The sequence below is a fragment of the Ignavibacteria bacterium genome, from assembly GCA_017302895.1.
Classification (GTDB): domain Bacteria; phylum Bacteroidota; class Ignavibacteria; order Ignavibacteriales; family Ignavibacteriaceae; genus UTCHB3.
Genome location: JAFLBV010000002.1, coordinates 68,853 through 91,421 on the forward strand (window position 1 = coordinate 68,853; position 22,569 = coordinate 91,421).

Annotated in this window: 21 protein-coding genes; 16 read left to right on the forward strand and 5 right to left on the reverse strand. The window is 40.3% G+C overall.

Features of this window, described 5'->3' with window-relative positions; translation table 11 throughout:
- Positions 1-7 precede the first annotated feature (7 nt).
- Entirely contained in the window at positions 8-301 is a 294-nt protein-coding gene (groES, locus tag J0L60_07955) for a co-chaperone GroES (GenBank protein ID MBN8546052.1), read from the reverse strand.
- 259 nt (positions 302-560) lie between these two features.
- On the opposite strand from groES, the gene J0L60_07960 reads away from it, so the two are divergent.
- Complete coding sequence (locus tag J0L60_07960; GenBank protein ID MBN8546053.1) at positions 561-1,148, forward strand: hypothetical protein; 588 nt, start codon at positions 561-563, stop codon at positions 1,146-1,148.
- Positions 1,145-2,674: a hypothetical protein gene (locus J0L60_07965; GenBank protein ID MBN8546054.1), complete on the forward strand. Its 1,530-nt coding sequence runs from the start codon at positions 1,145-1,147 to the stop codon at positions 2,672-2,674. The genes J0L60_07960 and J0L60_07965 overlap by 4 nt, the downstream gene beginning before the upstream one ends.
- 60 nt (positions 2,675-2,734) lie before the next feature.
- Here the strand turns inward: J0L60_07965 and tpx are convergent, their stop codons facing one another.
- From tpx to asnS, 3 genes are all read right to left on the reverse strand, one after another.
- Entirely contained in the window at positions 2,735-3,235 is a 501-nt protein-coding gene (gene tpx / locus J0L60_07970; protein MBN8546055.1) for a thiol peroxidase, read from the reverse strand.
- Between the two features lie 35 nt (positions 3,236-3,270).
- On the reverse strand, positions 3,271-4,413 hold the full coding sequence (locus J0L60_07975) for an AI-2E family transporter (protein ID MBN8546056.1): 1,143 nt from the start codon (positions 4,411-4,413) through the stop codon (positions 3,271-3,273).
- A gap of 97 nt (positions 4,414-4,510) precedes the next feature.
- Complete coding sequence (gene asnS / locus J0L60_07980; protein ID MBN8546057.1) at positions 4,511-5,908, reverse strand: asparagine--tRNA ligase; 1,398 nt, start codon at positions 5,906-5,908, stop codon at positions 4,511-4,513.
- Positions 5,909-6,048: 140 nt separating this feature from the next.
- On the opposite strand from asnS, the gene J0L60_07985 reads away from it, so the two are divergent.
- Together J0L60_07985 and J0L60_07990 are read left to right on the forward strand one after the other, a co-directional pair.
- Positions 6,049-6,528, forward strand: coding sequence for a low molecular weight phosphotyrosine protein phosphatase (locus J0L60_07985; protein ID MBN8546058.1), 480 nt, complete (start codon positions 6,049-6,051; stop codon positions 6,526-6,528).
- Complete coding sequence (locus tag J0L60_07990; protein ID MBN8546059.1) at positions 6,525-7,373, forward strand: fructosamine kinase family protein; 849 nt, start codon at positions 6,525-6,527, stop codon at positions 7,371-7,373. The genes J0L60_07985 and J0L60_07990 overlap by 4 nt, the downstream gene beginning before the upstream one ends.
- Here J0L60_07990 and J0L60_07995 read toward each other — a convergent pair whose 3' ends face one another.
- Positions 7,374-7,727 carry an S-adenosylmethionine decarboxylase gene (locus tag J0L60_07995; protein ID MBN8546060.1) on the reverse strand — a complete coding sequence of 118 codons (354 nt, stop codon included), beginning with the start codon at positions 7,725-7,727 and terminating at the stop codon, positions 7,374-7,376.
- A gap of 111 nt (positions 7,728-7,838) precedes the next feature.
- On the opposite strand from J0L60_07995, the gene J0L60_08000 reads away from it, so the two are divergent.
- The 12 genes from J0L60_08000 to J0L60_08055 all read left to right on the forward strand — a co-directional run bounded on the left by J0L60_08000 (position 7,839) and on the right by J0L60_08055 (position 22,548).
- Entirely contained in the window at positions 7,839-8,231 is a 393-nt protein-coding gene (locus tag J0L60_08000; protein MBN8546061.1) for a YbjN domain-containing protein, read from the forward strand.
- 11 nt (positions 8,232-8,242) lie between these two features.
- Positions 8,243-8,944 (forward strand): PspA/IM30 family protein, encoded by a 702-nt coding sequence (locus J0L60_08005; GenBank protein ID MBN8546062.1) that lies wholly within the window; start codon positions 8,243-8,245, stop codon positions 8,942-8,944.
- A 60-nt stretch (positions 8,945-9,004) separates the two neighbouring features.
- Complete coding sequence (locus tag J0L60_08010; GenBank protein MBN8546063.1) at positions 9,005-9,556, forward strand: DUF4178 domain-containing protein; 552 nt, start codon at positions 9,005-9,007, stop codon at positions 9,554-9,556.
- Positions 9,557-10,291 carry a hypothetical protein gene (locus J0L60_08015; protein MBN8546064.1) on the forward strand — a complete coding sequence of 245 codons (735 nt, stop codon included), beginning with the start codon at positions 9,557-9,559 and terminating at the stop codon, positions 10,289-10,291.
- Between the two features lies 1 nt (position 10,292).
- Positions 10,293-11,138 carry a DUF350 domain-containing protein gene (locus J0L60_08020; GenBank protein ID MBN8546065.1) on the forward strand — a complete coding sequence of 282 codons (846 nt, stop codon included), beginning with the start codon at positions 10,293-10,295 and terminating at the stop codon, positions 11,136-11,138.
- Between the two features lie 4 nt (positions 11,139-11,142).
- Complete coding sequence (locus J0L60_08025) at positions 11,143-12,675, forward strand: polyamine aminopropyltransferase (GenBank protein ID MBN8546066.1); 1,533 nt, start codon at positions 11,143-11,145, stop codon at positions 12,673-12,675.
- A gap of 58 nt (positions 12,676-12,733) precedes the next feature.
- Positions 12,734-13,255, forward strand: a complete 522-nt coding sequence (locus J0L60_08030) for a DUF2179 domain-containing protein (GenBank protein MBN8546067.1) — start codon at positions 12,734-12,736, stop codon at positions 13,253-13,255.
- Between the two features lie 122 nt (positions 13,256-13,377).
- Positions 13,378-14,976, forward strand: coding sequence for an inorganic phosphate transporter (locus J0L60_08035; GenBank protein MBN8546068.1), 1,599 nt, complete (start codon positions 13,378-13,380; stop codon positions 14,974-14,976).
- A 150-nt stretch (positions 14,977-15,126) separates the two neighbouring features.
- A complete protein-coding gene (locus J0L60_08040; protein MBN8546069.1) occupies positions 15,127-16,395 on the forward strand; it encodes a TolC family protein in 1,269 nt (422 codons plus the stop codon).
- A gap of 13 nt (positions 16,396-16,408) precedes the next feature.
- Positions 16,409-17,578 (forward strand): efflux RND transporter periplasmic adaptor subunit, encoded by a 1,170-nt coding sequence (locus tag J0L60_08045; protein MBN8546070.1) that lies wholly within the window; start codon positions 16,409-16,411, stop codon positions 17,576-17,578.
- Between the two features lie 4 nt (positions 17,579-17,582).
- Positions 17,583-20,699, forward strand: a complete 3,117-nt coding sequence (locus J0L60_08050) for an efflux RND transporter permease subunit (protein ID MBN8546071.1) — start codon at positions 17,583-17,585, stop codon at positions 20,697-20,699.
- A 277-nt stretch (positions 20,700-20,976) separates the two neighbouring features.
- Positions 20,977-22,548, forward strand: coding sequence for an IS1182 family transposase (locus J0L60_08055; GenBank protein MBN8546072.1), 1,572 nt, complete (start codon positions 20,977-20,979; stop codon positions 22,546-22,548).
- The last annotated feature ends 21 nt before the right edge of the window (positions 22,549-22,569 follow it).

A 22,569-nucleotide genomic window follows, 5' to 3' on the forward strand; every position in this document is an offset into this window, starting at 1 on the left:
TTGTTTGTTACTTAATGATTGCAAAAATATCGCTCTCACGCATGATCAAATACTGCGTACCATCGATTGTTACTTCGGTACCGGAATATTTGCCGTAGAGAACTTTATCGTTTACTTTAACCGACATTGGAGCGGTTTTACCGTCATCGGTAACTTTTCCCGGTCCTGCAGCTACCACTAAGCCTTCAATTGGTTTTTCTTTTGCGGTGTCGGGAAGATATAAACCACTTTTGGTTACTTCCTCAGCTTCCTGTGGTTTAATAATAACCCTGTCAGCGAGGGGTTGAAGATTTAATGACATATTTACCTCTGTTTTTTGTTTGAAAAACAATTGTTATTAGCACTCAATAATTGCGAGTGCTAAATTAACATTTTTTTTCGTGACAGTCAAGAGCATTTTGAAGACACAGCATGATATTTCAACTTTTTTACATTAATTTAACATTCATTTATTCTTGAATTCAAAACTTCGCTATGGTTCCTGAAATTTACAGGACAAAAACTAAAATTGTATATCAAATCAATACTCTCAAATCAATCACACTAACACAGGAGAAGTCATGAAAAAAACGATTCAGATTGTTTTTTTGTTTTTCACTCTCTTTACCACTGATGCTCTGACACAACCGGCATCGGTCGCCCTGAAGGATGGCAGCGGTTCGCCAATCAGCACACATGCCTCAATTACTGAAGCATATGGTGCGATCGTAACACCAATGACACAGGGTTATATAATAGAACTTACCGGTGGTTACACAGGTGCCAACGAGACCTTTCCAATTTCCTTAACTCAAAAGGCAGGTATAGATTCTTCGAAAAGGATCACAATCAGACCGGCAGCCGGAGTAAATCTGGTGACAATTTCTTCGCTTCAGGCAAGTCTTCCTGTGATTCTGTTTGACGGTGGAGATTTTATTACTATCGACGGGCGAGCGGGTGGAACCGGCTCTTCAATAAATCTCTATATCGAAAACACCACACTGTCCGGTGCAAATACCACCACAATCAATTTTATTAATGGCGCGACATACAATGAATTAAGGTATCTACATGCTAAAAAAACAGCCTGCAGAACTCTGCAGGTCCCCGTGTTATTTTATTCTCCACTTCAGCCAACAATCCTGAAGGCAACTCCTATAACAAAGTGACCAATTGCAAAATTGAAGGAAGCAGAACCGGGATAGCATCGAGTGGCACCGTAACTGTTTTCAATAGATTTCTGGTTATTGAAGAGAATGAAATATTTAACTGGGGATATGCCGGTATATGGTTACTCTCGGCATGTTCAGATGTGGTGGTCAAAAATAATATAATCTACCAGACACAAGGCTATAACAACACTATCGTGTCAGGAATTATTACCGGTGCAGTAATCGGGCAGAATATGACCATATCAGGTAATAAAATCTTTGGGATGAACAGTTCATCCACGAGCTCCACACAAATGCGAGGTATTGCCATAACTCCCGGCAGAGATGCCAACTTTAAGATATACAATAATTTTATTGCTCTTGATCAGAATGGTCCCGCTAATGTAAGCGCCTGTTATGGAGTTCTTGTAGCCGGTTCAATTCCATTTACATTTTCATTCGATTTTAATTCTGTGAATATCGGTGGTGTCCACAGCGGTGGTACCACAGCTACCGTTTTATCAGCAGCATTTGCAAAGAGTTCGAGTAATGATACCGCTGTCTTTAAGATCAGAAACAATCTTTTCAGAAATACAAGAACAGGTGGTGTTGCAGGTGGCTTCCACGCCGGCAGCTTCGTTGCTCCAAACGGTATCGCTGAAATGAACTATAATGTAGCTTATTCGACAGGTTCAGTTGATAATTTCCACGCAGGCTGGGGAAATACATTATATAATGACATTGGTCAGTACAAAACCGGTGCTTCGCCACATGAGACCAATACCATTTTCAAAGACATTTCGTACACTACTGCAACAGATTTGCACCTTCTGCCACCATCCGATGGTGATCCCGATCTTGCAGGCATGCCTGTTCCTGAAATAACATCAGATATCGATAACCAGATCAGGAATGCCACTGCTCCTTACAGGGGAGCTGATGAGGCAACCAATCCTGTCCCGGTTGAACTTACATCTTTTGTTGCCAATGTCACAGGAAATTCCGTAACATTGAAATGGGTAACAGCATCAGAAAAGAATAACAGCGGTTTCCAGGTTGAGAGATCAATTGCGACGAGTGATTGGGTTTCGGCAGGTTTTGTGACCGGCAAAGGTACCTCGTTATCATTAAACGAATATTCGTTCGTTGATAAGGGACTTGCTGCGGGCAAGTATTCGTATCGCCTTAAACAGATCGATCATGACGGTTCAGTTAAATATTATCAACTCGCGAGTGAAGTGGAAATAGGAATACCTGCTGAATTCAATATTTCGCAGAATTATCCTAATCCGTTTAACCCGGCAACCAGGATCGATTTTGCTGTTGCAGAACTCGCATCAGTCAATATTGAGCTCTTTGATATTTCCGGATCGAAGGTTGCCGAACTTTATAAGGGGATAAACGAACCGGGTTTTTATTCGATGACAATCGATATGCAAAAGTATGGTTTGAGCTCGGGTAACTACTTTTACAGATTTTCGGCAACAGGTGTAAGAGACGGAAAAATCTTCACATCATTCAAGAAAATGACTCTGTTGAAATAATTTAAAAGCAAAAGAGCCGGCTCAACAGAACCGGCTCTTTTTTTCTAACTTTTATAAAGACTATTTCAAAGCGGCAAGTGCTGCAGCATAATCAGGTTCCTGTGCGATTTCAGGTACCTGTTCTTTGTAGACAACTTTACCTTCTTCATTCACAACTACCACTGCTCTGGAATAGAGACCGGACAGTCCTCCTTCAACAATGGTGACACCGTAATCTTCTCCAAAAGAGGAATTTCTAAATCCACTTAGTCCACTTACTTTTTCAAGGCCATCGGTTGTGCAAAATCTTGAGTGAGCAAACGGGAGGTCCATTGAGATGCAAAGGACTTCTGTGTTTTCCAATTTTGAAGCTTCAGCATTGAATTTGCGTACAGATGAAGCACAAACAGGTGTATCAAGACTGGGGAAAATATTCAAAACCAGTTTTTTTCCTTTGTAATTGGCGAGTGATACTTCTGCAAGAGAAGTATTTACGAGACTAAAATCAGGTGCATCAGTACCTTCTTCGGGAAGGAAACCAATGGTGTTTATCTTGTTTCCTTTTAGTGTAATTTCTGCCATGGGTTCTCCATAAATTAGTGATAATAAAATAACCTTTATTCGTCCGTTTTAGTTTCAGACGGAGGTTTTACTCTAAAACTTTTTGTAATAATCGTGGTTGGATCCCAGCTCCGCATCCTTTTACCTTCTGTATCCTCGGGAAATCCCATCACTCTGCCAAACATCGCAGTCTCGGGAAATTGTTCCAGCATCACCTTAAAAATTACCAGCATCGGGATGCCGAGAAACAATCCGCTCACACCCCACAGACTTCCCCAGAAGACCAGTCCAAACATTGCTGTGATCGTATTCAATCTTAGTTTGTTTCCCATCAAAATGGGTTCAAGAATGTTTCCCATACCCATCTGGATTGTTGTGAGCAGGACAAAAACCACGCCCGGAACAAAAATATTATCAAACTGCACAAGTGCCATCAGTGAAGGGAAAAGTACTGAGATAATTGCCCCGATAAAAGGGACGAAGTGAAGTAAAAAAGCTACAAATCCCCACAAAAATGCGAATTTGACTCCAAAAATTATGCAAACTGTATAGACGAGGATACCAACTATCAGGTTGATGAAGAGTTTTATGTTGGCGTAAGAGTAGATGAATTTTTGAATAGTGAGATAAGCACTGGTAACCATCTCAAGATTTTGTCCACCTGCCACATACCTCAAATATCTTTTATAGTTCGGCAGGGCAAAAAGGAAAACGACAAAATAAATTGAGAACCAGAAAAAACTGTTTGTGAACGCGGTGAATGAGGAGACCAGTCCCTTAGCGGTTGTAGTAATAAAATCTTTTGAGAGAAGTTGGGTCAATTCCTTCTCAATATCTACTGTTGTATGAAAACGAAGATTTATTACATTTTCGATGCCATTAAGCAATCTGTCAATTTTTACTATCAGCACTTGCACAAAGTCATCGCTTTGTGCGCCAATCTCACCAAAGGTCGATGAAATTATCAGGTACATCATAAACAACACCCCCAAAGTTATAAATGAAATTGAGGGGATTATGAGATAAAACGGCACTTTCTTGCTTCTAAGGAAAATTGTAATTGGTTGAAACATGGTTGCAGCAAGAAATGCGAAAGTAAGAGGAATAATAATTGCTGAGAATGTCGCGAGGAGATAGAAAGCTAACACTACAGCAAAAGACAGAAGCAGGACGAATATTCGATTAAGGCTTTTTTCCATTAAAATCTTTAAAATTGTTAAAGCAAGATAACAGAAATCGAGAGTATAAAAAAGAAAAAGGCGATCAAATCATCATTAAATCTGACCGCCTGTAAATTTAGAATAACAGATTGTTGGGGGTTCTTGGGTAGGGAATTACATCACGGATGTTTTTCATCCCTGTAAGGTACATGACAGCACGCTCAAGACCGAGTCCGAATCCTGCATGAGGGAATGATCCAAATTTTCTGATGTCCTGATACCACTCATACTCTTCAGGTACAATTCCAACCGCAAGCATCTTCTGATGGAGGACTTCATAGTTTTCCTCTCTCTGGCTTCCTCCGATTATCTCACCAACACCGGGAACCAGTAAATCCATGGCTCTTACAGTCTTGTTGTCGCTATTCAGCTTCATATAGAAAGCTTTTATATCCTTAGGATAGTCAATAACGAAGACGGGCTTCTTAAAGATTTCCTCAGTAATATATCTTTCATGTTCCGTTTGGAGATTTTCTCCCCACTCAACGGGATATTCAAATGTATGACCCGATTTTTTCAGGTAATCGATTGCTTCAGTGTATGTGATCGTTGCGAAATCTGAATTCAAAACATTGTCAAGACGGGACAGGAGTTCATTATCAACAAACTTGTTAAAAAATTCCAGTTCATCCGGTGCTTGAGTCATTACTTCATTCAGGACGAACTTCATCATATCCTGTGCCAGCCTCATATCATCTTCCAGCTCAGCGAATGCTATTTCAGGTTCAATCATCCAAAATTCGTTTGCATGACGGGCGGTATTTGAATTTTCAGCACGGAAAGTCGGTCCAAAAGTGTAAACATTTCTGAAAGCAAAACAGAATGCTTCTACCGCAAGTTGTCCTGAAACGGTAAGAAATGATGGTTTTCCAAAGAGCTCCTGCGAAAAATCTATCTGTTTTTTTTCATCCCTTGGGGGATTGTCAATGTTCAGTGTAGTTACACGAAACATTTCTCCGGCGCCCTCGGCATCTGTACTTGTTATGATCGGAGTATGAACATAAACGAAGCCTTTTTCCTGAAAGAATTTGTGAATTGCATATGAAACTATCGATCTGACCCGGAAAGTTGCCATATAGGTATTGGTTCTGGGTCTAAGATGAGCGATGGTTCTGAGGAATTCGAAAGAATGTCTTTTCTTCTGAATGGGGTTATCGAGTGAAGCAAAGCCGACCACTTTTATTTCATCAGCTTTTAGTTCGAAAGGTTGTTTGTCGCCCAATGAGCGAACATATGCTCCGTTTATCTCAAGCGATGAACCGATGGAAATTTTTTCAATTTCTTCAAAGTTGGAGATTGAATCATCAAACACAACCTGAAGATTCTTGAAACAGGAACCATCATTTAATTCAATAAATCCAAAATTCTTGGAGATGCGCGAAGTTCTTACCCAACCGGTAAGTTTTAATTTTTCGCCTTCAAATTTTTCTCCTCCGGCGAGCAGATCTTTAACCGTAACGGCATTATATGACATATTGATCCAAAATTTATTCTAATTCAATTCCAAATTTAGTGAAAATTTATTTGCAAGGACTCTACTAACGAATGTTCTTTTAAAATCGGGCAGTCTAAAGTATGTTTGTATTAAAGAATTCAAAAAAAATGGAAGAAAAAGTGAAAGTATTGTTTGTTTGTCTTGGGAATATCTGCCGTTCACCTGCTGCAGAGGGAGTGTTTCGTGAGAAAGCTAAAATCGCCGGACTGGAAAGTAATTTTGAGATAGATTCAGCAGGGACAGCAGGTTACCACATTGGTGAGTCGGCTGACAGAAGAATGATAACACATTGTAATGAAAGAGGTTATGATATCACACCTCACAGAGCAAGGAAACTGTCCGCAAATGATCTTAAAGAATATGACATTATTTTGGCAATGGACAGATCAAATTATTATAACATTACATCGCTGGATTCAGATGGCACATATCGCGAAAAAATCAGAATGATGACCGATTTTGTTACTCGATGGAATGTAAATGAAGTACCGGATCCGTATTATGACGGACCTGAGGCATTCCATCATGTAATCGACCTTCTCGAGGATGGATGTGATAATTTACTTAATTACCTGCTTAATCATTACAATCCAAAATGAATTATTTATCAGATTTGACAGGTGAAGATGTCAAGTTTGTGAGGAGGGCAGGAGGTGGGTGCATCGCTGATTTTGCAATCTATGCAGGAGCAAGTGGCACGCAATATTTTGTAAAAACTTACAAAAGTGAAAGTGGGAATCTGAAGGCGGAAGTGGAGGCAGCAGGGCTAAATGAACTCGCAAAACAAAGTCAGATTCGTGTTCCAAAAGTCTTTGCCTGCTCCGGGAATACTCTTGTAATGGAAATGATAAAAGAAGGGCGAGCACGGTCTAATTTTTGGGAAAATTTTGGCAGAGATCTCTATTTTTTCCATGAGACAGTTTCCGATTCCGGATTCGGTTTCCATGAAGATAATTTTATCGGTGACTCTGTGCAGAAAAACACTCCATTTATGGACTCTTGGGTCGATTTTTACAGAGATAAAAGACTTATGCCTCAATTTCGAATTATGAGCCAAAACGGTTATACTGATAAATTGCTGGCTACAAAATTTGACTCTCTGTTAAAAAGACTGCCTGAATTAATTGATGATAAATCGGTAAAACCGTCCTTGCTGCACGGTGATTTATGGTCTGGGAATGTAATGGTGGATGAGACCGGGGAAGCTGTTATCTTCGATCCGGCAGTTTATTATGGTGACCGGGAAACAGATATCGCGATGACGGAGCTGTTTGGAGGATTTGATGGCGACTTTTACGGGGCGTATTTCGAAAGTTATAGCCGGTATAACCAATACAAAGAGAGAAAAGAGCTATATCAACTCTATCATCTGATGAATCATTTAAATCTGTTTGGGTCAGGATATCTGGGGAGTGTGAAAAGTATAATTCAAAAATATGCTTAGTTACACTTCAACTATTTTATTCCTGTCGACGACTTTGAAGAAGTATTTTCCCGGTTCAAATTCCTGAAGTGCTTCCTCAATAAATATTTCCAGTTTATCGGGTTCGGAGCAGGTGTACAAGTCGATGGAAAGTCTTGATTCCTCGGGAAAAGTATGGACCAATGCATGAGATTCGCTAAGAATGGATACGAAAGTCAAGCCCTGTGGAGTGAACTCGTGCTTCATAGATGATACTATTGAAAATCCGGATCTCTTGAGAAGCGAGTTGAAAACAGAGCTGATTTTCTCATTATCGTAAAGATCGTGACCTTTACAATTACAAAGCTCAAAAATCAGGGTGTATTTGTTCATCATGGCAAAAATTCGCCGCTTGTCAGCGATTATAAAATTTAATCAAAAACAGAGTATAATTTAGCAGATTTTTAATTATATTTCGAACAAAATTAAATCATTCGAGGAAAAAATATGTCTTCAAAATATGAATTGGTAAAAAATTATTTAATTAATCTGGGATATCACATCTCAAGGGAAATACCGGAAGAGGAAATAGTGATTGTTGATGATACAGACAAGGGCATTTCGAATCTGATTATAGATTGCGAAAACCCTCTTTTGATCTTCGAACAGTACATTGGAAAACTCAAAAAAGATGAAAAAGATGTTTACAAAAAACTCCTTCAAGTAAACAGAAAACTTGTTCACGGGGCATTCGTCCTTGAAGAGGTTAATAACACGCTTCTTTTTAGAGACACCCTCCAATTGGAGAATCTTGATGAAAACGAAGTTGAAGGCACAATGTCATCCATCCATTTCGCGATGGCAGAGCATACTGATTTTCTTATTGAAATTTGCAAATAGAGGAGAACATGATGAGTATTTTCAAAAGGCTGTTTAAAATCGGTCAAGCAGAAGCCCATACAGTGATCGACAAACTCGAAGATCCAATCAAGATGTCGGAGCAGGCGATAAGGGATCTTAAGAACAATCTGTCACAAGCAATGCAGGCATTCGCCGAAGTAAAAGCTCAGGCGATCAAAATGGAAAGAGACAGAAATCTCTACAATGAAAGATCGATTGAGTGGGAAAGAAAAGCTGTTCTTCTTCTCCAGCGGGCAGAATCAGGTCAGATGGCTCCCGAAGAGGCAGAACGGCTCGCAAAAGAAGCCCTGATCCAAAAAGAAGACAGTGTGAAAAAAGCCTCTGAATCTGCAATCAATCTGGAAAAGCAGAATGAAATGATTGGAAAACTTCAGATGCAAATTGAAAAATTAAGAAGGACCATTCAACAGCAGGAAAATGATCTTATTACGCTTAAAGCTAGAGCCAAAACTGCTGAATCAATGAAGAAGGTGAATAAACAGCTTTCAGGAATCGATGCAGACAGTACTATTGCAATGCTGGAAAGAATGAAACAAAAAGTGGAAGCTGACGAAACTCTTGCTCAGGCTTATGCTGAAATGGAAGGTCTGAATGAGGGTCTCAATACAAAAATTGATAAAGCTCTTTCCGAGACTGACCTGCAGGGCGACCTTCTGCTTGAAGATCTTAAGAGCAAACTGAAAAAACCTTAATCACTTATTTGGGGCATCCTTCTCAGGGTGCCCTGTTTTTTATCAAAACTGGATGTCAGCATGGTTTTTAACTGGTTTAAAAAGAAGAAAAAAGAGGAAGAACAGCCGTCGTACGATCCGACCAACCTTAAAGTCACAGACCTAAGAAAAGGATTTATTCTTGATGTTGAAGGGGCAAGTTGGGAAGTAACAAAGGAGTTTGAATATGACTGGGGTGATGATTTTTTTACTCTTGAGTTCCAAATAAAATCCTCTGATGCCACTGCATATTTGCATGTCGAAGAAGACGACGAAATCGAGATTACCGTGATGAAGGAAGTGGATATCAATAATATTGACAAAAATTTGATTGAAGAAATTATCGAACAGGAAAAACCGAGACGGATAATTGAATTCAGCGGCAGGACTTTTTTCAGAAAAGCTGAAGCTGCAGGAAATTTCAGGGATATTTCAGGCAACACCTGGGAACCCTTCATCAGTTGGGACTACAGGGATGAAACAGGAAAGTATATTTTGTCGATTGAACAATGGGGTGAAGAAGACTTTGAGGCAAGTATCGGCAGGGTGGTACAAGAATATGAGATCAGCAACATTTTCCCCGGAAAGATTTAAATGAAAAAGATATTTCTTGCAACTCTTATGCTCCTTTTTCTTGCAGGTTGTGGCAAAGAGTACAAAAAACCGCCTGTCGATGATCTGATTACAAAGCTTAACAATGAAAAAGTCCCTATGTATTCGATCATACTGAGCGATATGGATGTTGACGGTACATTCTTTAAGGACTACAAACATAAATATCAGATTATAAAACAGTTTGACTCGATCAAAATAAAAGATGAGACCACCGACTGGATTGAAGTCAGCGAGGAAGTCTTCTGGGAAAATGAGAACTATCTCGGGATGGAAATTGCATCCAAGGGCGCTGACGGAAAGGTGAGCAAAGCCATTGCCCCGGCTGGTTACAATAATTATGTGGGTAATCCAAAGTACGGGAGTTGGGTTAACAGCGGTTCCGGTTCATTTTGGCAGTTTTACGGACAGTACATGTTCCTCAGTTCGATGATGAACCTTGCATCAGGATCGGTTTTCCGCGGTGAGTACGATGATTATAACAGAAACTACAGAAACCGAAAACCGTATTACGGTCCTATGTCGGGAGGAAGTTATAAATACGGTACTTACGGTTCATACACAACCAAAACAAAGCCTGCATCATTCGGTGAAAAGATTTCGAAAATAAAGTCCGGTTCGCAGAGCTTCAAAGAAAAAGTAAACAACAAAGTATCCCGTTCGGTTGGCAGAGGTACTCCCAATGTCAGATCACGCGGTGGATCGGGAGGTAAATGAGATGATTTTAGACCATTTGCTCACAGCTGCAGTCTATTTTGCTGCAGGAGTTATTCTGATGCTTCTCGGTATCTTTGCGTTCAGGTTATTCAATCCGAAATATAATGTAAAAGATGAACTCGTCGAGAAAGATAATTTTGCATTTGCGATAGTTTTTGCGAGCTATTTTGCGGGAGTAATCATATCAATCGGAGGAGTCTTTTTCGGACCGTCCGGAGGACTTGTAAATGATTTGATAGATATTGCCATTTACGGGCTTCTTTCCATCATACTGCTGAATATTTCTGCATATATAAATGACTGGTTTATACTGCGGAAGATTGATGCTCCTAAAGAAATAACTGTGGACAGAAATGCCGGAACTGCGGTTGTACTTGGTGCTTCATCCATCGCCACAGGACTTGTGGTCTCGAGTGCAGTTTCAGGTGAAGGCGGAAGTATTCTGACAGCGATTGCATTTTGGGTGATCGGCCAGTTTGCTCTTATTTTATTTTCATTTTTATATCAGTTTATCACTCCATACGATTATTTAAAAGAGATAGAACAGGACAATGTGGCTGTTGGACTTGGATTCGCAGGTATCCTGATTGCCATATCCATAATAATCAATGAAGCGATGTTTGGTGATTTTCCGGGCTGGGAAAATTTCATATCTGATGTTGTGGTCGATCTATTGATTGGTATTGTTTTGCTTCCTCTGGTCAGAATCCTGACGGATAAGGTGATTCTTCCCGGCAAGCGATTAAGTTATGAAGTTCAGGGACAGTCAGTGCCAAATACTGGTGCCGGCCTGATAGAGGCTTTTGTTTATATAGGATCTGCACTACTAATAGGCTGGGCTCTATAGGTTTGTGAAAAAATCCAACCTTTTAAAGTTATGTCTCTTTGCCACAGGAGTTTCGGGCATTGTGGCGGAGTATATTCTCTCTACTCTTGCTGCATATTTTCTTGGAGACTCGGTCATTCAATGGACGCTTATTGTCTCTTTGATGCTGTTTTCCATGGGGCTTGGGAGCAGTTTAAGTAAATTTATTAAACATAATTTACTCGAAAAATTCATCCTGATTGAGTTTACACTCTCTATAGCGACCTCATTTTCAGCAATAATTGTCTACTCGATATCCGCATTCCCTGAATTTCGGGGAGTTACAATCTATTCACTCTCTATTTTTATCGGATTATTGATCGGACTGGAGATTCCAATCGTAACCCGTCTGAACGAAGAGTTCGAAGAACTGAGGGTCAATATCGCGAATGTACTGGAAAAAGACTACTATGGAAGTCTGGTCGGTGGCATTTTTTTCGCTTTTGTTGGTTTGCCGATCATCGGACTGACTTACACTCCCTTTATCTTGGGTGCGATAGATTTCTCAGTAGCACTACTGCTTTATTTGCACCTTCGCGAGCGATTTAAATATTCAAAAATTGCGATGGGAACATTGATTATTTCAGTTACTATTATCATTGTTTCAGGTGCCATATTTTCGAATCCAATAATCCGTTTTTCCGAGCAGTTAAAATACCTCGACAATATTGTTTATGAAGAGCAGACCAAATATCAGAAAATTGTTATTACAAAATGGAAAGAATATCACTGGCTCTACTTAAATAACAGTGTTCAATTTAGCACTTACGATGAATCGCTTTATCACGAACCCCTCGTCCATATTCCTCTTCAAATGTCCGGGAGTATGGATCGTGTACTAATACTTGGCGGTGGAGACGGTTGTGCAGCAAGGGAAGTCCTGAAATATCCTGCCGTGAAGGAAATTTATCTTGTGGATATTGATAAGGCAATTACCGACCTCGCGCAAAAAAACGATATACTCCTCGAGATTAATAAGGGCTCTCTGAATAACAAAAAAGTCAAAATCATTAACACGGACGCTTTTCGGTATCTGGAGGAAAGCAATAGTCTATACGATGTCATCATCGCAGATTTCCCTGACCCAAGAAATTCCGATATCAGTCGTCTGTATTCCAAAGAGTTTTATTCGATTGTCCAAAAACATCTCTCAAAAGATGGAATATTTATAACCCAGGCATGTAGTCCATATTTCGCTGCGAAGGCTTTCTTTTGTATTGATACAACGATTAAAGCATCCGGTTTCAGTACGCTTAGAATGAGAAATCATGTTCCAACAATGGGGGAGTGGGGGTATATCATCGGTTCGACTTCGCTTAACGGGGAGCAACTCAAACAAAAATATAATGAAATTAAAATTGATGAGCATATAACCAACTGGTTAAATAACAATGTGTTAGATGCCCTCATCTCATTTGGTAAATCTCCTCTGAAAGATAATGAGGAAATTAAGGTAAATAATCTTACTGAGCCGGTTCTTTACCGGTATTTTGAACAGGGAGACTGGGGTCTTTATTAACCAAATAGAACTGGAACTGCTATATTGATATTTTGTTTTAATACTTTTTGGAATACACATGTTTGAAGGCGCTTTCGGTCCGATTATTGTCGGACTTTTAAGGATTTGCGATGTTAGTCTGGGAACACTCAGAACCATACTCGTTGTTCAGGGCAAAAAATATCTTGCAGGATTTGTCGGATTCTTCGAAGCTGCAATCTGGGTTATCGCAGTCAGTCAGATTTTTGCGTATCTTAATGACAATCCATGGATGATACTTGGGTATGCAACAGGTTACGGGCTTGGAAATGTTATCGGGGTGTGGTTCGAACAAAAGATCGGACTGGGATTTGTCCAGGTTACAATTTTTTCTTTGGAGAAATCGGACGAAATTGCAGCAGAACTCAGGTCGTCTGCCTTCGGAGTAACGATTCTTCCGGCAGAAGGTCTCACCGGTAACATCAAAATGCTCATATCTGTCGTTGACAGAAAAAAACAAAGACATCTCATGAAACTTGTTGAGTCGATCGACTCAAAAGCGTTTATTTCAATTCAGTCATCACTCCCTTATCGGGGATATAGACCCGGAGCCAGAATTTAGTCTTAAAGAACAATTGTTAATAATTTGTTAATCTGACTGTTGTTAAAATTCAAATTGAGTCTAAGTAAATTTCGAAGCCATTATTTTAAAATTATGGCAATTGATTCACATATGAGAAAATCATGGAAATTTATTACTTAGTTATAGTTTTTGTTCTTTTTATACTTGCAGTTTCTGATTTGATATTTGGTGTTGCTAATGATGCAGTTAACTTTCTAAATTCAGCCATCGGTTCCAAAGTTGCTCCGAGACATATTATACTTGTCTTCGCAAGTTTGGGTGTTCTTGGTGGAGCTCTGTTTTCGAGTGGAATGATGGAAGTGGCAAGGAAAGGTCTCTTCAATCCTGAGATGTTCAATTTTGCACAAGTGATGGGCCTTTTTGTAGCTGTAATGTTTACGGATGTACTGCTTCTTGATCTTTACAATACTTTTGGATTACCCACTTCTACGACGGTTTCTCTGGTATTTGGACTGCTGGGGGCAGCCCTGGGGACAGCAACATTTAATGTTTTATCCACATCGGGCAATTTAGATAGTGTGATGACTTTCATTAACACCGAAAGAGCATTTATCATAATCAGCGGGATTTTTCTTTCCGTGATAATATCGTTTAATGTTTCTTTGGTTGTTCAATATTTTGTAAGGATGATCTTTACATTCGATTACAAACCAAGAATAAAGAAGTATGGTGCAATTTTTGGTGCTGTGGCATTTTCACTCATTTCGTTCTTTTTATTCTCCAAAGGTTTGAAGGGTTCCATTTTTGAACATACAGCCTTTGCAGACTGGGTGACACATCACATTCTTGAGAGTTTAGCTTATTCTTTTGCCATTTCTTTGGTTTTATTCTTTATTCTGAATAATATCCTTAAAATAAATATCTTTAAACCCATCGTTATTCTCGGAACATTCGCTTTAGCCTTTGCATTTGCTGCAAATGATCTGGTAAATTTTATTGGTGTTCCTCTTGCAGGCTATCAGGCGTTTCAAAGTGTTTCGTTTGACTCTGATCCTTCAAATACAATGATGTCGTCTTTAAAAGAAGGCGGTGCTGTGCCATTTCTGATACTCGTTTTATCGGGTGTGATAATGATCGTTACAATATGGAAATCGAAAAAATCCAATACTGTGACAAAAACAGAAGTTAATCTTTCCCGACAAGGAAAAGGGAAGGAAAAATTCAAGAAGTCCAGCATCGCAAAAAATGTGGTAAAATCCACACTTTTCATTTTTGATATGTTCAAATCTGTTTCACCTAAAATTCTGACCAATTGGATTAACTCCCGTTTTGATAAATCAAAATATCAGCCGGAACCGGGACCGGATGGCAAAATACCTTCTTTCGACCTTATAAGAGCATCGGTTAATCTTGTGGTTGCATCCAGTCTGATTTCATTTGGAACATCTTTGAAACTACCGCTATCCACAACTTTTGTTACATTCATTGTTGCGATGGGAACCTCTCTTGCTGACAGAGCCTGGGAACATGATAACGCTGTAAATAGAGTTAATGGCGTGCTGACAGTGGTTGGTGGATGGTTTCTTACAGCCGTTTTTGCTCTTGTTATTTCTTTTATTTTCGCGCTCATGATTTCTGCAGGTGGATTGGCAATTATCATGTTGCTTCTTTTGTTATCTGCTTTCCTGATATTCAGAACACACAAATATCATGGAGAACAAGTCAAAAAGGAAGAAGAAGCTGACGCTAAATCAAAATAAATAAAATCAGGTATTCGTAGAAAAACCGCCTTCGGGCGGTTTTTTTTTAATCAATTTTTAAGCAGGCGAAATTAATATTATAAACCGATTTTCGCTAATTTTGTTTATGGAATTTAAGATATTTGAAGCTATCCCCCGGAAGTATAAAATATGATCAAAAATCGGTATCTACCTGTAATATTTTTCTTTATTTCAATTGCGGTGTGCTCGCAATCGCTTGATAATCCCTCCTTCGTCGATACACTCTCCGTAAAACGGGCTCTGCACCTGGCAGTACTGAAAAGTCCGAAATTACAGAAGCTTGTCCAGGCAGTAAATCAAAAAAAGGCAGAATTAAGAGGGAACAGCGGACTCTCTGATCCGGTGCTTTCTTACTCGCGTGAAGGCATCGGAAATACAAGTTTCTCCTCTTTTGATGAACAAAGACTGGGTATTTCACAAGACATCATTTTCCCGGTTACAACTTCACGAATTACCGACAGAATAAGTTCAGAAATCGAAGCTCTTCAACTTGAATATGAAAATGCCCTCCTCCTACTTCGCGAAGAGATTAAAAAATCCTATTCACAACTTCAGTATGGTCTGGAAATATTGCATCTCGCAGAGAGTGAACTGGAGATTTCAAAGGGTGTCTATGAAGCCGTGAAATTGAAGTTTGAATCCGGGGAAGCGACAAAAATTGAGTTACTCAAAGCTAAAATACAGGTAAATGAAGCAGAAAATTCGATTTCGGAGGCGCAAAATTACCTGCACCAGTCACGATACAGTCTGTTCAATCAGATTGGACTCGAGACCACAAACCAGAAATATTCGATCAATTTCCCCGATACACTCTATTACAAAAAAACTGAAATTTCCCAGAGCGATATACTCTCTACTTTTTATGACATGCCTGGTGTGCGTTCCAAGAAAAAACTTATTGAAGCCGCAGAAAATCAACTCCGGGTTGCTGAAGCCGCTTATTTCCCAAATATCTCACTTAATCTATTTGGACAGGATTTCGGATCCGGTTTTAAAGCACTGGGCTTTGAGGTCGGGGTATCGCTTCCACTCTGGTTTCAAAGTAATCAACGAAGTCTCATCGATCATTCAATTTCATCAGTTAAAATATCTGATGAAAACTACCGTGAGGAACTTCTATTGATGAAAAAGGAAGTTGAAATTGCATGGCATGGCTACGAGTCCGCCGGTGAAAATTTGGACCGGTTTGCAAACGGCATACTTGCGGAAAGTGAAGAACTTCTTAATCTAACAACCGAGGGCTACAAACTCGGAGAAATTGATTTCTTAACCCTGCTCGAAGCAAGGAGAACATACTTAACCAGCTCCAGGAGATATTACGACTACCTCCTTGATTATAATTTTAGATTGATCGAACTTGAAAAATTTTCACCCAAAGAATTTTTATATAATGAATAGATACAGGTATACTATGAAAATACAGCTTACTCTTTTTACTATTTTTATGATTGTCGCTTTCACTGCAGGCGGTTGTGGAGAGGAGCAAAAACCTAAAACAAAGGAGCAGAAAAAGGAACAACCTAAAAAGTATCAGGAAATTACCTTGACAAAAGAACAGGCAGCAATCCTGAATGTCAAACTATTCAAAATTGAGAAGAAATCTCTCGACTATTCTTTAGTGATAGCTTCTACAGTTGTTCCTGCACCTCAAAACATCGCCAAAGTTAGTGCACCGATCAGCGGAAGGATTATCAAGATTTACAAAAATGAAGGTGACCGGGTCAGGCAGGGAGAAGTGATTTGTGAGCTCGAAAGTTTGGAGTTTGCTGACCTGATAGCCGATTTGGTAAAAGCAAAGTCAGAATTGAACTATCAAACAAACAAACTTGACAGGAATTTACAGTTAAAGGAAAAGGGAATCAGCACAGAGAGCCGACTCGAAGAGGTAAAAGCTGAATACGAGAGGGCTGTTGCTGCTCTTGCTGCAGCAAAAGCAAGGTTGAGATCTGTCGGAGTACCTGAAAAACAAATAGAATCCCTAAATTCCTCAAACATCAAAGATCCGGTCCTAAAGATTTTCAGTCCAATGTCAGGGCTTGTAAACGAAGATATGATCGATCCGGGTCAGGCTGTAACCTCCTACCAAAACATGATGTCAATTGTAAACCTGAGCAAAGTTCAAATTCGTGGTTTCGTTTCCCCTGAGGATCTTAAACTGGTCAACACAGGTGACAGATTTACTGCTTTCTCAAAAGATAACCCTGAACAGTTTGTCTCGGGAACCATCGGAAGCATAAACCCTTCCCTCGATGAGGTGAACAAGGCCATAACCGTCAATTCCACAGTCACGACGAAAAATGAATGGCCTAAACCAGGTCAGATTCTACGAATGGAAATTTCTACAGGTACGGAAGAACCGGTAATAGGCATACCATTGGATGCCATTATCTACCAAGGTGATGTTCCATATGTATTTGTGAAGAAAAGTGAAAACACATTTATTCTCAGACCCGTAAGGCTCGCAAAATCCACTGAGAAGATTGGTATCGTAAAAGAAGGTTTGTCAGAAGGAGAGGAGATAGCTACAAGTAATGTATTCGATTTGAAAGCCCTGTCGAAGTCCGCCGAGGGTGGAGAATAAAATTATGCTGAAAGGAATAATCGATTTTAGTTTGCGGCAAAAGGTAGTCGCACTCAGTCTGATGATTTTGATGGCTTTCGGCGGCTATTATTCGTTAACTGAACTTCCGATAAACTCGCTTCCGGATGTTACCCCTGTTCAGGTGCTTGTAATTACAAAATCAGGAAGGTATTCTCCTTACGATGTTGAAAAACTCGTCAGTTACCCGATAGAGACATCGATGAACGGGCTACCCGGCGTAAAGCAGGTGAGATCCATCTCTCAGTTTGGTCTTTCAGCAGTGATTATAGAGTTCGAGGAAGATCAGGATATCTATTTTGCCCGCCAGATGGTCTCACAGAGGCTTCAGAGCGTTCAGGACCAGCTTCCACCCGGTGTATCGACTCCAAACCTGGGACCCATCTCAACCGCTCTAGGAGAGATATATCAGTATGTGGTCAGAGGTGAAAAATATTCGCTTACAGACCTCAGGACCATTCAGGACTGGCTGATAATGCCTCAACTTAAGACTGTAAAAGGTGTAACTGAGATAAACTCATTTGGTGGTTATGTTAAACAGTATGAAGTGGTCGTGACTCCCGGTAAACTCCGGGCTTATGACCTCGGGTTCAAGGATGTTCTTGATGCCATTCAGAGCAATAACAGCGTGTCTGGTGGAAACTATCTTGAGCATAACAGAGAACAGTATATCGTCAGAGGTTTTGGTCAGATAAAAAATGCAACAGACATATCTCAAATAATCGTGAAGAAGTTTGCCAACCGGTCCATTTCGATAGGTGATATCGCAGATGTAAGAATCACCGAACAGCTCCGGCAGGGAGGTGTCACTCAGGATGGAAAAGGAGAAGTCGTTACCGGCATCGTGATGATGTTAAGAGGTGGTAACGGCAGGGAAGTAATCGCCGATATCGATGCCAAGATTAATTCCATAAATGAGAATTTACCGGAGGGAGTAACCATTGAGAAATTTTATGACCAGTCTGATCTTGTAGACCGTACCACATCCACTATTCAAACCAATCTTTTGGAAGGCGGATTCTTTGTAATTGCGGTGTTGCTACTTCTGCTTGGTGAGATAAAAGGTGCCCTGATTGTTGCTTCTGTCATTCCATTTTCAATGCTCTTTGCATTTATCGGGATGAGAGAGTTCGGACTTGCAGCTAATCTGATGAGTCTCGGTGCCATCGATTTTGGGATGGTTGTGGATGGATCTGTTGTTATGGTGGAAAACATAATAACAAAACTGCAGAAGAGTCAGGGAAAGGATAAAAGTAAAATTATCAGGGAGGCGGCTCATGAAGTCGCTCGACCTATTTTCTTTGGTGTTCTTATCATCCTGATGGTATATGTCCCGATAGCCACTTTCTCAGGGATAGAGGGGATTCTTTTCAGGCCCATGGCGATTACGGTGGCTACTGCAGTGTTTGGCTCCTTGATACTTGCATTGGTGTATGTTCCGGCTCTCTCTTCAATTGTTTTCAGAAAAGGTGTGAAAATCCGGAAAAATTATCTTATCGAGTGGCTCAAACCGATCTACACAAAGCAACTGGAGTTGCATCTTGATAAAAAGGCACTGGTGCTGGGTGTCTCAACTTTGATAATATTTGGTTCACTTGCCACACTTCCATTCCTCGGAACAGAGTTTCTTCCTGAACTCGATGAAGGGTCAATATTAATAGAGGAGGTGAGACTACCTAGTGTTACCCTTAAAGAATCGATGGACAAGGCGAACGAACTCGGTAAATTTATAATGGCAAATGTTCCTGAAGTGAAGACGGTGGTTCCCAAGACCGGCAGGTCAGATCTGGCTAACGACTGGATGGGGGTACATCAGACCGATGTATGGGTGATTCTGAAACCGTCCTCCGAATGGCGGGATGGAATGACCAAGGAAAAAATTCAAGAGCAAATAAAACCGTTTCTTGAAAAGGAGCCGGGGTTGTCGTATAATTTCACGCAGCCGATTGCAATGAGAGTGGATGAGCTGACCTCCGGAGTAAAATCCGATCTGGCTGTGAAAATCTATGGTGATGATCTTGAGAAGCTCTCCATGATCGCTGAAAACATTTCTAAAGAAGTTGCTTCGATTGAAGGAACTGACAATTACTTCATCGAGAAACCATCGGGACAACCATATTTAACAATTGAAATTGACAGGGAAGCCATCTCAAAATACGGTCTAAATGTGGATGATGTTCAACAGGTAATAGAGACCGGTATTGGTGGAAATACTGCCGGAACTGTTTATGAAGGTCAGAAACGATTTGACATCGTTGTCAGATTAAGAGAAGATTTTAGAAAATCATTCGATGACATTTCGAACATACCTGTTCAAATACCCTCGGGTGGAAATATTCCTTTAAGGGAAGTTGCCCGCATCTCTAATCAGGAAGGACCTCGAGAGATTGCCAGGGAAAATGGCTGGAGAAGGGTGATCGTCGGGATAAATCTTGCAGGTCGGGACATTGGCTCTTATGTTGCCGATCTTCAGTCGCGAATCTCAGCTAATATTGAAGTCCCTTCAGGCTATTTTATCCAATACGGCGGGTCTTTCGAGGATCAGCAGAGAGCCATGAAGCATCTTTATATCGTGGTACCTCTTGCGATTTTTATAATTCTGGGACTTCTCTATTTAATGTTTGGAAAATTTGTTTATGCCGGATTGATATTCCTCAATTTACCTTATGCACTTTCCGGTGGTATACTTCTGCTCCTCGCGAGGGGTCTATACCTTTCAATTTCAGCGAGTATCGGATTTGTAGCCCTGTTTGGTGTGGCTGTGTTGAATGGTATAGTGTTGCTTGAGCACCTGAATCATATGCGCGAAAAAACAAGTGACCTTCGGAAAGCTGTGATTGAAGGGACGGCGGACAGACTAAGGCCTGTACTTATGACTGCTCTTGTGGCAAGCTTCGGCTTTATTCCGATGGCGTTCAATACGGGTCCCGGTTCCGAAGTGCAGCGTCCACTGGCGACAGTTGTAATCGGAGGTCTTGTTACTTCAACGCTGGCGACTCTGATGCTTCTGCCTGTAATCTATTATATTGTGGAAAACAGGAAGAAAAAGAAAGAAACAGATGCCGTTCCTTCAACAGAAACTTCAAACACAGTTGAAAATTAGATAAAATTAAAAAGAGGCTGTCTCAAAAGGGGCAGCCTTTTTTGTTTTGTTCTCATAATTAGCACGAAGTGTCCCATCCTCAACCTGGTTCCAACTTATACATTACTGATTTATTGACTCCTCTCCCAACCATCAATATTAGAAAGTGTAGTACCTTGTTTTCGCCAGAAAATTGACCAAAGCGTGTTAACATAAACATGTCCTAACCTATTGTAATATATAGTAGTTAAGAGGAATATATATTTGTGTATCCGATCAATTTTTTGTATTTTTGCATATGAAAAAGACACCAAAAACCCCTGCATTCAAACCCTACGATCAGCACCAAATGTTTCTGTTTCCTCCTTCAATTGAGGATATGATACCCAAGGAGCATCCTGTTCGTGTGGTAAACTCAATTCTTGATAAAATTAACTATACATCTTTGTTCGACCGATATCCGGGTGGAGGGACTTCCAGTTATAATCCCGTGATGCTTGTAAAGGTAATCGTTTATTCCTACCTTAACAATATTTACACCAGTCGAAAGATAGAAGCTGCCCTAAAGGAAAATATTCATCACATGTGGATAAGCGGTATGCAGCAACCTGATCACAATTCAATAAACAGGTTCCGCAAGGATAAGCTGAGTCTATCCCTGAAAAACCTCTTTACACAGGTGGTTGAACTACTGGTAGAACAGAAAGTCTTGAGCATAAAAGAGTTGTATTTAGACGGTACAAAGATAGAGGCGAATGCCAATAAATATACCTTTGTTTGGGGCAATGCCATCAAATCAAACAAAGAGAAAATGAAGAGACAGCTTAAGGATATTTGGGAATTTGCTCAAACACAGGCCTCAGAGGATGAGAAGGAAGATTTTCCCTTTGAGTACCATGAGCCCGATCCTGAGAGTGTCAAGGAGGCAATAGAGAGGATTAATAAATCTCTGGCAGACAGCGAGGCCGAGGTACCGGCAAAGCTAAAGCAGAAGTTGAAATACGCAGAGAAGAACTGGCCGGTGAATCTGAAGAAATATCAGGAGCAGGAGGGTATACTTGGTGAGAGGAAGTCGTATAGCAAGACAGATAAAGATGCGACATTCATGCGGATGAAGGAAGATCACATGATGAACGGGCAGTTAAAAGCGGGTTATAATGTAGAGATAGCAACGAACAACCAGTTAGTGGTAAGTTATGATATTTTCCAGAAACCTGCTGATGCAACGACATTACCTGATGTAGTAAAGGGAATACAGCAAGAGTATGGAGAGAGCCCTGAGTACTTAATTGCGGATGCGGGTTATGGGTCTGAGGAGAATTACCAGTTCCTACATAAGGAGGGAATAAAGGGAGTAATAAAGTACAATTACTATGATGCTAAGAAGAAGAGAAAAAGTAAGTACCCATTCAGTCACGAGAATCTTTACTATAATCAGGAAGAGGATTGTTTAATCTGTCCGATGGGTCAGAGAATGGATAATGTAGGAAAACGGCACAGAAAAACAGAAAATGGTTACACACTTGAGTTGAGCAGGTACAAGGCGAAGAACTGTGAGGGATGTCCACTTCGGGGAGCATGTCACAAAGGTGCCGGGGAGAGAATTATAGAAATAAGTCATACAGGGAGAGAACTAAGACAGAAGGCGGAAGAGATACTCGAATCAGAGACCGGAGCAGAACTCTACAGACGGAGAAAGATAGATGTGGAGCCGGTCTTCGGAAACATAAAGCAAAACATGGGATTTACGAGGTTCACACTTCGAGGAAAGAAGGGTGTGCTGACAGAGTTGGGATTGGTAGCTTTTGCTCACAATTTTAGAAAGATAATATTAGGCAAAATGTTCGAATTTACCCCAAATTTTGCTTAAAAAAGGGTTAATACCCTTTTT

Bases quoted from the DNA above. Each gene is read 5' to 3' on its own strand.
- groES (MBN8546052.1), bottom strand. From the start codon at position 301: ATGTCATTAAATCTTCAACCCCTCGCTGACAGGGTTATTATTAAACCA.
- J0L60_07960 (MBN8546053.1), top strand. From the start codon at position 561: ATGAAAAAAACGATTCAGATTGTTTTTTTGTTTTTCACTCTCTTTACC.
- tpx (MBN8546055.1), bottom strand. From the start codon at position 3,235: ATGGCAGAAATTACACTAAAAGGAAACAAGATAAACACCATTGGTTTC.
- J0L60_07975 (MBN8546056.1), bottom strand. From the start codon at position 4,413: ATGGAAAAAAGCCTTAATCGAATATTCGTCCTGCTTCTGTCTTTTGCT.
- asnS (MBN8546057.1), bottom strand. From the start codon at position 5,908: ATGTCATATAATGCCGTTACGGTTAAAGATCTGCTCGCCGGAGGAGAA.
- J0L60_07990 (MBN8546059.1), top strand. From the start codon at position 6,525: ATGAATTATTTATCAGATTTGACAGGTGAAGATGTCAAGTTTGTGAGG.
- J0L60_07995 (MBN8546060.1), bottom strand. From the start codon at position 7,727: ATGATGAACAAATACACCCTGATTTTTGAGCTTTGTAATTGTAAAGGT.
- J0L60_08000 (MBN8546061.1), top strand. From the start codon at position 7,839: ATGTCTTCAAAATATGAATTGGTAAAAAATTATTTAATTAATCTGGGA.
- J0L60_08005 (MBN8546062.1), top strand. From the start codon at position 8,243: ATGAGTATTTTCAAAAGGCTGTTTAAAATCGGTCAAGCAGAAGCCCAT.
- J0L60_08010 (MBN8546063.1), top strand. From the start codon at position 9,005: ATGGTTTTTAACTGGTTTAAAAAGAAGAAAAAAGAGGAAGAACAGCCG.
- J0L60_08015 (MBN8546064.1), top strand. From the start codon at position 9,557: ATGAAAAAGATATTTCTTGCAACTCTTATGCTCCTTTTTCTTGCAGGT.
- J0L60_08020 (MBN8546065.1), top strand. From the start codon at position 10,293: ATGATTTTAGACCATTTGCTCACAGCTGCAGTCTATTTTGCTGCAGGA.
- J0L60_08030 (MBN8546067.1), top strand. From the start codon at position 12,734: ATGTTTGAAGGCGCTTTCGGTCCGATTATTGTCGGACTTTTAAGGATT.
- J0L60_08035 (MBN8546068.1), top strand. From the start codon at position 13,378: ATGGAAATTTATTACTTAGTTATAGTTTTTGTTCTTTTTATACTTGCA.
- J0L60_08040 (MBN8546069.1), top strand. From the start codon at position 15,127: ATGATCAAAAATCGGTATCTACCTGTAATATTTTTCTTTATTTCAATT.
- J0L60_08045 (MBN8546070.1), top strand. From the start codon at position 16,409: ATGAAAATACAGCTTACTCTTTTTACTATTTTTATGATTGTCGCTTTC.
- J0L60_08050 (MBN8546071.1), top strand. From the start codon at position 17,583: ATGCTGAAAGGAATAATCGATTTTAGTTTGCGGCAAAAGGTAGTCGCA.
- J0L60_08055 (MBN8546072.1), top strand. From the start codon at position 20,977: ATGAAAAAGACACCAAAAACCCCTGCATTCAAACCCTACGATCAGCAC.